Source organism: Pseudaquidulcibacter saccharophilus (assembly GCF_019455445.1).
Lineage (GTDB): Bacteria > Pseudomonadota > Alphaproteobacteria > Caulobacterales > Aquidulcibacteraceae > Pseudaquidulcibacter > Pseudaquidulcibacter saccharophilus.
The window spans coordinates 1,109,009-1,121,140 of sequence record NZ_JAHWUS010000001.1 but is presented as its reverse complement, the minus strand read 5'-3'; the positions used below and the strand labels follow the sequence as shown (position 1 = coordinate 1,121,140).

General features: G+C 42.9%; 11 protein-coding genes. All 11 read left to right on the top strand.

Annotated elements, in window-relative coordinates; genetic code table 11:
* Positions 1–7 precede the first annotated feature (7 nt).
* The 11 genes from KXV15_RS05295 (at position 8) to KXV15_RS05245 (ending at position 12,116) form a co-directional block, all read left to right on the top strand.
* A complete protein-coding gene (locus KXV15_RS05295) occupies positions 8–679 on the top strand; it encodes a flagellar hook assembly protein FlgD (protein WP_240007111.1) in 672 nt (223 codons plus the stop codon).
* Positions 680–780: 101 nt separating this feature from the next.
* Positions 781–2,118, top strand: coding sequence for a flagellar hook protein FlgE (locus KXV15_RS05290; RefSeq protein WP_240007110.1), 1,338 nt, complete (start codon positions 781–783; stop codon positions 2,116–2,118).
* A 137-nt stretch (positions 2,119–2,255) separates the two neighbouring features.
* On the top strand, positions 2,256–2,525 hold the full coding sequence (sciP, locus tag KXV15_RS05285) for a CtrA inhibitor SciP (protein ID WP_420830566.1): 270 nt from the start codon (positions 2,256–2,258) through the stop codon (positions 2,523–2,525).
* Between the two features lie 112 nt (positions 2,526–2,637).
* A complete protein-coding gene (gene fliF, locus KXV15_RS05280) occupies positions 2,638–4,296 on the top strand; it encodes a flagellar basal-body MS-ring/collar protein FliF (protein WP_240007109.1) in 1,659 nt (552 codons plus the stop codon).
* Positions 4,297–4,299: 3 nt separating this feature from the next.
* A complete protein-coding gene (gene fliG / locus KXV15_RS05275; protein ID WP_240007108.1) occupies positions 4,300–5,307 on the top strand; it encodes a flagellar motor switch protein FliG in 1,008 nt (335 codons plus the stop codon).
* Between the two features lie 10 nt (positions 5,308–5,317).
* On the top strand, positions 5,318–5,956 hold the full coding sequence (locus KXV15_RS05270; protein WP_240007107.1) for a FliH/SctL family protein: 639 nt from the start codon (positions 5,318–5,320) through the stop codon (positions 5,954–5,956).
* Between the two features lie 25 nt (positions 5,957–5,981).
* A complete protein-coding gene (gene fliN, locus KXV15_RS05265; protein WP_240007106.1) occupies positions 5,982–6,335 on the top strand; it encodes a flagellar motor switch protein FliN in 354 nt (117 codons plus the stop codon).
* Between the two features lie 9 nt (positions 6,336–6,344).
* Positions 6,345–7,730 (top strand): sigma-54-dependent transcriptional regulator, encoded by a 1,386-nt coding sequence (locus KXV15_RS05260; protein ID WP_240007105.1) that lies wholly within the window; start codon positions 6,345–6,347, stop codon positions 7,728–7,730.
* Positions 7,731–7,734: 4 nt separating this feature from the next.
* Complete coding sequence (gene flhA / locus KXV15_RS05255; protein WP_240007104.1) at positions 7,735–9,837, top strand: flagellar biosynthesis protein FlhA; 2,103 nt, start codon at positions 7,735–7,737, stop codon at positions 9,835–9,837.
* 52 nt (positions 9,838–9,889) lie between these two features.
* Complete coding sequence (locus tag KXV15_RS05250; RefSeq protein WP_240007103.1) at positions 9,890–11,080, top strand: flagellar biosynthesis protein FlhF; 1,191 nt, start codon at positions 9,890–9,892, stop codon at positions 11,078–11,080.
* 64 nt (positions 11,081–11,144) lie between these two features.
* Positions 11,145–12,116 carry a mechanosensitive ion channel family protein gene (locus KXV15_RS05245; RefSeq protein ID WP_240007102.1) on the top strand — a complete coding sequence of 324 codons (972 nt, stop codon included), beginning with the start codon at positions 11,145–11,147 and terminating at the stop codon, positions 12,114–12,116.
* The last annotated feature ends 16 nt before the right edge of the window (positions 12,117–12,132 follow it).

The following is a 12,132-nucleotide window of genomic DNA, read 5'->3' as shown; positions in this document are numbered from 1 at the left end:
GAGTGACATGACCACAGTAAACTCGTCAACATCCACAAATACAAACTCTGGTACAACTTCGAGTTCGTATAAAACTCTTACTGCGAATTTTGAGACGTTCATGACGCTTCTAACTGCGCAATTAAAGAACCAAGACCCGCTTTCACCAATGGATTCAACCGAATTCACTAATCAATTGGTGCAATATTCAGAAGTTGAGCAAAGCATGAAAACCAACAGCTTGCTTGAAGGGTTAAATAAATTAGTCACAGCAAGCAGTGGCTCATATGCAGTTTCATATTTGGGAAAAACCGCAACTACAACCGACCCCACTGCCGCACTTTCAAATGGCAGTGCAAATTGGAATTATAATATTCCATCAGGCGCAAGCAGCGTATCCCTTAAAATATATGACGAAAACGACAATCTCGTGCAGACAATTGACGGTACAAAAACCGCTGGCACGCACGAATTGAACTGGGACGGCACAAAATCAAATGGTGTTAAACTAACCAGTGGCAATTTTAAACTTGAGGTCGAAGCAAAAAATTCAAGTGGTACCGACCTTGATGCAAAAGTTACCAGATCCGGAACAATATCAGCAGTTGATATGTCTGGTTCTGAACCAAAAGTCCTCATTGGAGGCACATATGTCTCTTTGTCTGCTATTACGTATCTTGCGCAATCATCAGGTAGTTGAGACCAAGGATAAAATAATTATCCAATAAATTACCTTTCGAAGAAGGGTGTGGTGTCAGGCAGAATGCTTCAACAAAAAATACAAATAATTAGGAGCTTAAAATGTCAATATATAGCGCAATGCTGGCGGGCGTATCTGGGCTAAATGCGAACTCATCTGCAATGGCGGTGATTTCTGATAACATCGCCAATGTTAATACAACTGCGTATAAAGCAGATAGATCTGATTTTGAAGATTTAGTGAACTCACAAAGTTCAAGAACCACCTATAATGCGGGCGGCACACGGGCTGTGACAAGACAACTTATTAGTTCGCAAGGCAATATTGCGAGCACAACTGCAACCACTGACTTGGCAATTCAGGGCGATGGTTTTTTTGTGGTTTCGCCCATTTCAAATATTGATTCAACCACTCCAGAAATTGCATATACACGAAACGGAACTTTTTATCCGGATGAAGAAGGCTATCTTGTTAATAGCGCAAGAAACGTTTTGCGCGGATGGCCACTTGATGCAAATGGTGCTATTTCTGGACCTACCGCAAGCATTCCTGCTTTGGTTCCGGTTAACATTAATGGTATATCTGATAGCGTTACCGCAAGTACCAACGTTGCACTTACCGGTAACCTAAATTCCGATACCACAATCTCTGCCGCAGCGTCTTCTGGTACATATACCGCTGGTAACATGGCAGCAGGAACAGTAACCGCCGATGCAACTTGGCCAGTTCAGATTGTCGATTCATTAGGTGGAACAAAAACCCTAAATATCGCATTGTTAAAATCTGCAACAGCAAACCAATGGAACGTTGAAGTATATTCATCTCCCGCATCAAATGTTACCGGTGCAAACGGTCTTATTACTTCTGGCACTTTGGCCTTTACCACAAGTGGCGAAATAGACACTACAAATACTTCTGCCGGGCTTTTATCTGCAATCAATATCCCGTGGGCGGCTTCAACTGGCCTTGCATCACAATCTATTCAGCTTGAATTAGGCCAAACACCGACTAGTACTGGTGCAGTTACACAACACGCTGATAACACCACACTTACCTCAACCACAACTGATGGCACAACTGCAAGCAAACTTGATACACTGTCTATCGATGAGGAAGGATTTGTAACCGCAACATTTAAATCAGGTGCAAAAAAGAAAATTTTCCAAATTCCATTGGTAACTTTCACCAACCCTGACGGTTTAAAGAAATATTCTGGTGGGGTTTACAAAACCACACAACAATCTGGTGACCCAACTTTGCAGCAGGCAGGTTCTGGGCGTGCAGGTACACTTACATCTTCTGCACTAGAAGCATCCACAGTGGATTTAGCACGTGAATTTTCAAACATGATAATTACCCAGCGTGCTTATAGCGCGTCTTCAAAAATTATCACAACCGCTGACCAAATGCTCGATGAGCTAATCAGCATGAAGCGTTAAGGGGCTAAATTCTAAAAGTTTATACAAAAATTAGTTTCAATCTTCTCGGTGTTACTAATGAGTTATTAAACATAAAATTTAGCGTGAGTTTAAAGTGTTTCTATTATCCTTTCATGAGGATATGGAGAATGGGAAAAATGGTACAACCACTAATAAAAGAACCATCAGTAATCGGACCGGAAGGAATTCCATTAACATTGGCAACCCTCCCCCCTCCTGAAACTGAACGCTGGGTCGCAAGACGTAAAGCAGAATTAGTAGCAGCCGTACGGGGCGGTCTATTAAGTCTTGAAGACGTTTGCAACCGCTACAAACTTACGATGGAAGAGTTTCTTTCATGGCAGCGTCAGGTTGATAAACACGGACTTCGCGGTCTAAGAGTCACCCGACTGCAATCATATAGGTAATTTTTGCACACCTGAGGCAAAAATTAAAAGAAAGTTTACGCTTTACTGGGAAAAATCTGCCTAGCGGGGATGAATCACATGTGATTTGTTTCCGGTAGGGAGATTTTTTGTTTTGGATCGCTTTTTACAAACTTTAGCTCAGGCTGGCCCAGGAAGACTTATTGCCGCCTTGGGTGTAACTGGCTTGGTTGCTGCAACCTTGTTTGCAATCATGTTCCGCGTTGGTACTGAAGACAAAGCATTGCTCTATTCAGGTCTTTCTCCGAAAGACGCATCATCTATCACGCAACAGCTTGAAAAATCCAAAGTAAAATATGAGGTTTCATCTGATGGCAGCTCGGTTTTCGTACCGCGTTCAAAAGTTGCAGAAGCACGTATGCAACTTGCATCAGAAGGACTTCCTGGACAAGGCTCCATCGGCTATGAAATCTTTGATAAACAAGATGCAATGGGACAAACTAGTTTTGTTCAAAACATAAATAAATTACGCGCCTTAGAAGGCGAACTTGCACGTTCTATCGACAGTCTTGATACTGTTAAAAACACCCGCGTGCATTTGGTTATCCCTGAAAAACAACTATTCGAGACTGATAATGACCCGCCAACTGCATCAATTGTTGTTGGCCTTGAAAAAGGTTCGCTTTCAGATAAAGAAGTAAACGCAATCCGCAATCTTGTTGCCTCTGCCGTAAAAGGTCTAAGCCCCGATAAAATCACAATTCTTGATGAGCGCGGTGAGCTTTTGGCAAGTGCGCAAAACTCTGCTGATGCATCTGCAAGCGCGGCGGATGACCGCAAAGCACAATATGAAGAGCGCCTGCGTAAAAGAATTCAAGATATTGTAGAAGGTGTTACTGGCCCTGGTGCGGTTCGCGTACAGGTTTCTGCTGATATGGACTTTTCGCAAACCAACACTACCACCGAAGACTTTGACCCTGATAAAGTTGTTCCACGCTCTACCCAAACCGTTGAAGAAAGTGGCAATGAAAAATCATCAGATGGTGGTGCCGTTACCCAAGGTCAAAATGTTCCCGATGGAACCAATTCGCAAACTAATGCAAATGGTTCATCAAACGCAACTAGCCGCACCGAAGAAACCGTAAACAACGAAATTTCAAAAACCACTAAAGTTCAGGTTTCATCACCGGGAACAGTTACCAAATTATCGGTTGCTGTTGCGGTTGATGGCATTACCACACCTGCCGCAAAAGCTGGCGAGCAACCAAAATGGGCACCGCGTTCACAAGAAGATATAGACAAAATCACAACTCTTGTACGTTCAGCAGCAGGCATTGACGATACACGTGGCGACAAACTTGAGGTTGCCAACGTAAAATTCGCCCGCTCTGCCACAGATACCGGCTCAAAAGCACCTAGCAAATTTGATTTTGGTAAAAATGAAATTATGCGCGGCGTTGAAATTCTTGCCATGAGCCTAATTGCAATTGCCATGATCTTCTTTGTTGCCCGTCCTCTTATAACTGGCATCTTTTCAGAAGGCGTACCTGCGGCGGGTGGTAGAAAACCTGCACTTGCTGGTGGTGGCTCTATGCCGCCAATGGTTGCCGGCATGCCATCAGGTGAGAATATGGTTGCAGGTCTTCCAACATCTGGTGATCAGGGACATACGACCTCTGTGGAAACTGTCGATATAGCCCGCATTTCAGGCTCTGTGAACGCAAATGCAATGAAACAAGTTTCCGATGTTGTGAATGATCATCCAGAACAAACCGTAAGCGTAATAAGAAATTGGCTTCAGGAGAAAAAATAACAAATGCCTGCTTCGCTAAATGAATTAAATGGTGCCGAAAAAGCCGCAATTTTCCTTCTGGCCTTGGGGGAAGATCATGCCAGCATTTGGGAACATCTTGACGAGGAAGAAATTAAAGAAATTTCTGCCGCTATGTCCACCCTTGGCACAGTAAACGCCTCTATGGTAGAAGAATTAGTTGTTGAATTCATTGGGAAAATGTCAACCACTGGCGCAGTTATGGGTTCTTATGAACAAACCCAAAGACTATTGTCGTCAATACTACCTCCCGACAAAGTGAATTCCATCATGGAAGAAATTCGCGGCCCTGCCGGTCGTACCATGTGGGATAAATTGGGCAACGTCTCTGAACAAACATTAGCAAACTATCTTAAAAATGAATACCCGCAAACTGTTGCCGTTGTACTTACCAAAATCAAGGCAGACCATGCGTCACGGGTTTTATCAACTTTACCAGAAGAATTTGCGCTTGAATGCATTAACCGCATGTTGAACATGGAACCAATCCAACGCGAAATCTTGGAAAAAATTGAAGATACCTTGCGTGTTGAGTTTATGTCGAACCTTGCCAGAACTTCAAAACGCGATAGCCACGAATTAATGGCAGATATTTTCAACAACTTTGACCGCGCAACGGAAAACCGTTTCTTGTCATCGCTGGAAGAAAGAAATCGTGAATCTGCCGAACGTATTCGTGCATTAATGTTTGTGTTTGAAGACCTCAAAAAACTTGATCCGGGCGGCGTGCAAACCTTGTTACGCGCTATTGATAAAGATCAACTTGGCTTGGCGCTTAAGGGTGCCTCTGATGAATTACGCAACTTATTCTTCTCTAATATGTCCGAACGTGCTTCTAAAATCCTTAAAGAGGATATGGCAGCAATGGGGCCCGTACGTCTTAAAGACGTTGATACAGCGCAAATGTCTATGGTGCAGGTTGCGAAAGACCTTGCCCAAAGCGGTGAAATCGTCCTTGCTTCTGGAAGCTCTGACGATGAACTAATTTATTAGGGGCTATATCATGAGCGCATATCAAAAATTTGACTTTAGCCCAATTCACGACCCTAATGGTGATTTCACGCCGATAAAACGTAAAAAAGTTTTAAACGAGCAGGATTTGAATATCGCCCGTAATGAAGGTTTTAAAGAAGGCGAAGTTTCACAAATCGCGATTTCACAAAAACAAACCGCTGAAAGCCTACGAGCAATTGCATCAATGATGCAAATGATTTTGGGTAAATTAAACACTGAATCAAAACAATTGCGTGAAGATGCCGTAGAGGTCTCTATGGCTGCTGCCAAAGCGATTGCTGGCGCTGCGCTTGAAAAATGCGGTAAAGAAACCATCCTTGATTATATCAAAGAAGCCACCGCAAATTTACGTAATGTGCCACGCATTATCATCAAAGTTCCGCACGACCTAATTAGTGCCGTTGAAGAACCAATATACACCACCGCCCGCGATACCGGTTTTGATGGACAAATCGAAGTTCGTGGCGATGATAACGCCCGCCTTGGCGATTGTTCAATCGAATGGCAAGACGGATCAATTAGCTACAACCATGATGAAACCATTGAAAAAATTGAGGCAGCTGCAAACAGCTGGCTAAAAAGTGCCGAACAAACTGAAGTACAATTAAATTTGTTCGACACAATTTAAAAATTAAACCAAATTGGACAAAAGCATGACAGACGAAAATGACAATTTAGATCTTCCTGACCTTACCAATGAGCAAAGTGTCAATAACGAACTTACGCTTGGCGATGTTTCAGGAATAGAGCGCTCTGCAAGCGAACTTGCACCGGTTTTCGATGTTCCGGTCCATGTTAAAGCCGTTTTAGGACGCGCTTCAATGAATGTTAGTTCAATTTTGGAACTTAATGCTGGCTCGGTAATTGAACTTGACCGTAAGGTTGGTGAAGCAATCGACATTTATATTAATAACCGCCTTGTTGCGCGGGGCGAATTAGTGGTGGTTGAGGATCATTTGGGTGTAACCATGACTGAAATCATCAAAGACGGCGATACGGGTAATTAGGAGAATAATATGCGTTTAATGATTGTTGGATCTATTACCGGTCCCTTGGCAATGGCATCAAAAATTGCCATGGATCGCGGCGCAAAAGTGATGCAGGTTGATAATATTGACGCTGCGACCAATGCTTTGCGTTCTGGACGCGGTGCAGATTTGCTTATGGTTGAAGTTAGCCATGACATTGAAGCACTTATTCGCCAAAATGAAGTTGAGCATATTTTTGTTCCCGTGGTTGCTTGTGGTATTTCAACCGACGCCCGCACCGCCGCAATGGCAATTCGTGCAGGCGCAAAAGAATTCATTCCTTTACCTCCTGATCCTGAGTTGATTGCCGCTGTTATTGCCGCCGTATCCGATGACAGCAAGCCAATGATTGCCAAAGATCCTGCAATGATTGCCGCATTGAAACTTGCCGAACAGGTTGCCCCATCAGACGCATCAATCATGATTTCAGGTGAATCTGGCGTGGGTAAAGAGGTTATGGCACGCTTTCTTCATTCTAAATCACGCCGTGCGGATAAGCCATTCATTTCAGTAAACTGTGCCGCTATTCCAGATAATCTTCTTGAAAGCGAATTGTTTGGTCATGAAAAAGGTGCGTTTACTGGCGCTATTGCCCGTCGTATCGGTAAATTTGAAGAAGCTAATGGCGGAACCCTACTTCTGGACGAGATTTCAGAAATGGATCTAAAGCTTCAGGCAAAACTTTTACGCGCTATCCAAGAACGTGTAATTGACCGAGTTGGTGGTTCAAAACCGGTTCCGGTTGACATTCGCATAATTGCCACAACCAACCGCGAATTAATCAAAGAAGTTAATGAAGGCAATTTCCGCGAAGACTTGTATTACCGTTTGAACGTTATCAATCTTGAAATTCCGCCACTTAGAACAAGACAATCTGATATTGTTCCATTAGCTGAATTTTTTGCCAAAAAATTTGCGGTTGCCAATGGTCAGCCTCCAAAAGCATTTTCGCAAAACGCCAAAGACGCATTGTTACAAAACGGCTGGCGTGGAAACGTTCGCGAACTTGAAAATACCATTCACCGTGCCGTACTTTTATCGCGTGAAAATCAAATTGAAGCAGTGGATTTAGGTTCACAAGTGGTCAATACCGCAAGCCCAGTTACTGGCGGCGGAATTTCACAAGATGCCCTAACCAACGCACAAATTGCGGTTTCAAATGCCTCGGTTTCATTAGTCGGAAGAACAATTGAAAACGTTGAACAGGAAATGATTTTGGAAACCCTTAAACATTGTCTTGGTAATCGTACCCATGCTGCAGTGATTTTGGGAATTTCAATCCGTACATTACGCAATAAACTAAAACAGTATCAGGATGCCGGTATCGACATCCCTGCCCCACATGCTTCTGAAGGCAAATTTGCACTAGGTTAAATAAATGACTGAACAAGTGGCACAGAATGTGCCGGTATTAAAACTAAATGATGTTTTAAAAGGTATGATGCGCGGTGATATTGCCGTGGGTATTGGCGTGGTATTACTTATCGTACTGCTTATCGTGCCATTACCACCTTTTATGCTTGATTTCTTTCTGGCGATTTCAGTTACATCATCAGTTTTAATCTTGATGACGGCGCTTTTTATTAAAAAGCCACTTGAGTTTTCTGCATTCCCGTCAATTTTGTTGGTAGCAACCCTTTTCCGCCTTGGCCTTAACATTGCCTCAACCCGCCTAATTTTAGGTCACGGACACGAAGGTTTAAATGCGGCCGGTGAAATTATCCAAGCTTTTGGTAATTTCATCATGCAGGGTAATTTCGTAATCGGTTTGATTGTATTTATCATTTTGATTATCGTTAACTTTGTCGTTATCACCAAAGGTTCAACTCGTATCGCAGAAGTTGCCGCACGTTTCAGCTTGGATGCCATGCCGGGGAAACAAATGGCAATTGATGCCGATTTGTCATCTGGTCTAATCAATGAAGATCAGGCCCGCGCAAAACGTAAAGAATTAGAAGGCGAAAGCAATTTTTACGGCGCAATGGACGGTGCGTCTAAATTCGTACGCGGTGATGCAATCGCCGGGCTTTTGATTACTGCAATTAACGTTATTGGCGGCATCATTATCGGTGTGGCACAAAACCATTTATCACTTGGCGAAGCGGGCGCATCATATACACAATTAACCGTCGGTGATGGTCTTGTTTCACAAATCCCCGCACTCATCATTTCAGTTGCCGCAGGTTTATTGGTTTCAAAAGCGGGCGTTGACGAGCCAGTTGAAGACGCACTTGTTCGCCAAATGGCGGGCTCACCACAAGCTTTAGGCATGGTTTCAGCAACAGCAATCATCGCCGGTCTTTTACCAGGGATGCCAATTATTGCATTCTGGGCGATTGGTGGTGGAGTTGGATATCTTGCCTATAAAACTTGGCGCAATAATCAACAAAAACTGCTCGATGCCGCAGACAAAGTTCATCAAGCTGAGATGGCCGCCGAAACCAAAGAGGTTGAAGAACCAATTAATGAAACCCTTGCAATTGATGAACTTAAAATCGAGCTTGGCTACGGCCTTCTAAGCATGGTGAATGATGTTCACGGCAAACGTGTAACCGATCAGATCAAGGCACTTCGCCGCCAGATGGCACAGGAATTGGGCTTTATCATGCCAAGCGTACGTATCCTTGACAATATGGCATTACCAAATAATGGCTATGCAATCCGCGTTAAGGAAATGGATGCCGGCGAAGGTGAATTACGCCTAAGCCATCTATTGGTTATGGATCCAACCGGTAATACCCCATCAATTCACGGCGAAAACACAACTGAACCTGCATTTGGTTTGGTCGCAAAATGGATTACTGAAGATTTGCGCGAAGAAGCATTATTCAAAGGCTTTACCGTGGTTGATCCTGCAACCGTGCTTACCACACACCTTACTGAAGTTATCAAAGACAATATGGCCGAACTATTGTCGATTTCAGAAGTTCAGAAATTGGTTAAACAATTATCAGCTGAAAACCAAAAATTGGTTGAAGAAATGGTTCCATCGCAAGTTTCTTGGGCATTGTTCCAACGCGTATTGCAATCACTTCTTAAAGAACGTGTTTCTATTCGTGACCTTTCAACAATTGTTGAAGCCATTATGGAAGGCGCAGGTCTTGATGCTATTTCACTTGTGGAACATGTTCGCGCCCGCCTTGCCCGCCAATTATGCTGGCAAAATCGTGGCGTTGATGGCTCATTGCCACTTGTTGCCCTTTCACCGCGTTGGGAAACTGCATTTGCAGAGGCAATTATCGGCGAAAAAGGTGACAAACAACTTGCGCTTGCGCCATCTCAAGTGCATGAATTTGTAAATGATATAAGGGTTGCCTTGGATAAAGCGGCGCAATTGGGTGAAGTTCCGGTTGTTCTGACTTCGGGAGGTATCAGACCGTTTGTGCGCTCATTGGTTGAAAGATTCCGCGCGCAAACTGTTGTTATGAGCCAAAATGAAATCCACCCCAAAGCAAAACTTAAAACACTTGGTACCGTATAAACTCTGTACCGTATAATTGGTAACTGTATAAAGAAAGTATTATATAGACTGAATGGAAAACGTTCGCATTATCGCCCCTAACCTTCAGGATGCTATGGCAAAAGTTAAGGCCGAGCTTGGGGAGAATGCGACCATTATTTCATGGAATAACCTTGGTGATGCTATCGAAGTTGTTGCCCATGCCGGAAAGCCACAAAACCAGCAACCCGCGCAGCCACTTGGTGAATTTCAAACCAAAGGCGGAACCGCACCGCGTTACGATGTTTTTGAACATGAAGAAGCGTTGCGCCAAAAAGAACTCGCGGAGCGGCAGCGTGCTTTACGTGCCTATGGCGGCAAGGCAACCAAAGAGACAAAATCCGACAAAGGCGGGGTCGGCGTTTTAGTTGGCACAAAACAAAAAGCCGTTAAAGCGCAAAATGTTAATGCTAATACCGAGGCAACTGCGCCAACGCCAACCGAACAAGTTGAAGAAAAGAAAAAGCCGTCCCTTCATCCACTTGTGCCATTATTAGTAAAGGCCGGTCTTAACCTTAAAGAAATAAAACCATTTGCAAGTTTCCTTGAATATGGTGCCGAAAGTAGCCCCCACGATATTTTGGTCAAAATCTTAGAAGAAAAATATGATTTTGAACCATTAGAAGCCGCACCAGATCATGCAATTGCATTAATTGGCCCGGCTGGTTGCGGTAAAACAATTACTGCCGCCAAACTTGCTGCCCGCGCCCTAAGCTCCGGTGTAGAGGTTTTACTAATTTCAACCGACACGGAAAGACAAGGTGGTGTTGAACAATTAAAAGGCTTTGCCAAAAAACTTGGTGCATCATTTAATTTTGCCGACAATGTAACCGAGGCAGCACACTTGGTTCGTGGCGGGCTTGATGCCGGAAAAGTGGTAATTATTGATTGTGCCGCCGCATCGCACATCGAACCGGCATCGTTAAGGGTTACAGAACGCATAATCGAAGAAACCCAAGCCGAACCAATTTTATGTCTTCCGTGTGACCTAAGAAGCGATGATATAGAAGATTTAATTGGCGAATATAAATCACTTGGTGTTGTCCGAAATATTTTGACCCGTTCTGATATTACCAACCGCCGTGCCGGCCCATTAGTTGGACTTTTAAACCACGGAATGAAAACATCATTAATCTCTGCAAGCCCGTTCATCGCGGGTGGAATTGTCATGGCTTCGCCGCAACGCCTTGCAAGTTTAATTTTAGAACCATTTGATAATTTATAGCCTTTTTATTTTTAAACGGCGCAATCTTTTTTAATTTTAACCGCAATGTTTATAGGTTTATTTCATGAGTAAATTTATCTCTTCACTTTTAAAACCAAAAGCATTCGTTTCAATAATCCTAATAATTGCAATAATGGGTGGGCTTTTTTATTTTTCGGCCACACCATATTATGCTGATTTTAAAGAGCTTTTGACTTCTCCGCCATTTATTCTTGAAGTTGGCAAAAGCAAAATCACACTTTATTTGATTTTAAAATCATTAATAATAATGGTGGTTTTCTTTTGGCTTGCTGGATTAATTTCTGATTTTGGCTCGGCAAGGATTGATAATATCAAAACCTTAAAAGCCGCAAATAAAGCACTTACTATTAAATTATATCGTATTGCTGTTTACGCGATTGGCTTTTTGATTGGCATTGAAATCCTTGGGATTGATTTAACCTCCTTTGCAATATTTTCTGGTGCGATAGGTATTGGCCTTGGCTTTGGTTTACAAAAAATCACATCAAATTTTATTTCCGGCTTAATTTTATTATTTGAGAAATCACTGGAAACCAATGATTTAATTGAACTTAGTGATGGCACATTTGGTTATGTTCGCCGCATGGGGGCAAGATATATTCTTATTGAGGCAACCAATGGCAAAAAAATTATGGTTCCCAACGAAAGTTTCATAACCAACCAAGTTGTCAACTGGACTTACCGCAACCGCAAAGCACGGGTAGATATTAACGTTGCAATTTCATACGAGGATAGCGCAGAAACAGCACTAAAAATTATGTATGAAGCAGCATTGGAAAATGACAAATGCCTTAAATCACCTGCACCAACTGCATTTGTTAAAGAATTTGCCGATAATGCAATTAGGCTAAGCCTTAATTTCTGGGTTAATGACGTAACCGAAGGACGCGCCGGACCGCAAAGTGATGTAATGCTGCGTATTCTTCATAAATTCAAAGAGAATAACATACATATTCCTTATTCTAAAAATGAAATACGGGTGGTGAATGTAACGCCAAAAGAAGAAGCCAAATAACAAAAAACCCCGCAAT

What these genes read in the sequence shown, in the direction of transcription:
- KXV15_RS05295 (WP_240007111.1), top strand. Translation starts at nt 8, where the DNA reads ATGACCACAGTAAACTCGTCAACATCCACAAATACAAACTCTGGTACA.
- KXV15_RS05290 (WP_240007110.1), top strand. Translation starts at nt 781, where the DNA reads ATGTCAATATATAGCGCAATGCTGGCGGGCGTATCTGGGCTAAATGCG.
- sciP (WP_420830566.1), top strand. Translation starts at nt 2,256, where the DNA reads ATGGTACAACCACTAATAAAAGAACCATCAGTAATCGGACCGGAAGGA.
- fliG (WP_240007108.1), top strand. Translation starts at nt 4,300, where the DNA reads ATGCCTGCTTCGCTAAATGAATTAAATGGTGCCGAAAAAGCCGCAATT.
- KXV15_RS05270 (WP_240007107.1), top strand. Translation starts at nt 5,318, where the DNA reads ATGAGCGCATATCAAAAATTTGACTTTAGCCCAATTCACGACCCTAAT.
- fliN (WP_240007106.1), top strand. Translation starts at nt 5,982, where the DNA reads ATGACAGACGAAAATGACAATTTAGATCTTCCTGACCTTACCAATGAG.
- KXV15_RS05260 (WP_240007105.1), top strand. Translation starts at nt 6,345, where the DNA reads ATGCGTTTAATGATTGTTGGATCTATTACCGGTCCCTTGGCAATGGCA.
- flhA (WP_240007104.1), top strand. Translation starts at nt 7,735, where the DNA reads ATGACTGAACAAGTGGCACAGAATGTGCCGGTATTAAAACTAAATGAT.
- KXV15_RS05250 (WP_240007103.1), top strand. Translation starts at nt 9,890, where the DNA reads ATGGAAAACGTTCGCATTATCGCCCCTAACCTTCAGGATGCTATGGCA.
- KXV15_RS05245 (WP_240007102.1), top strand. Translation starts at nt 11,145, where the DNA reads ATGAGTAAATTTATCTCTTCACTTTTAAAACCAAAAGCATTCGTTTCA.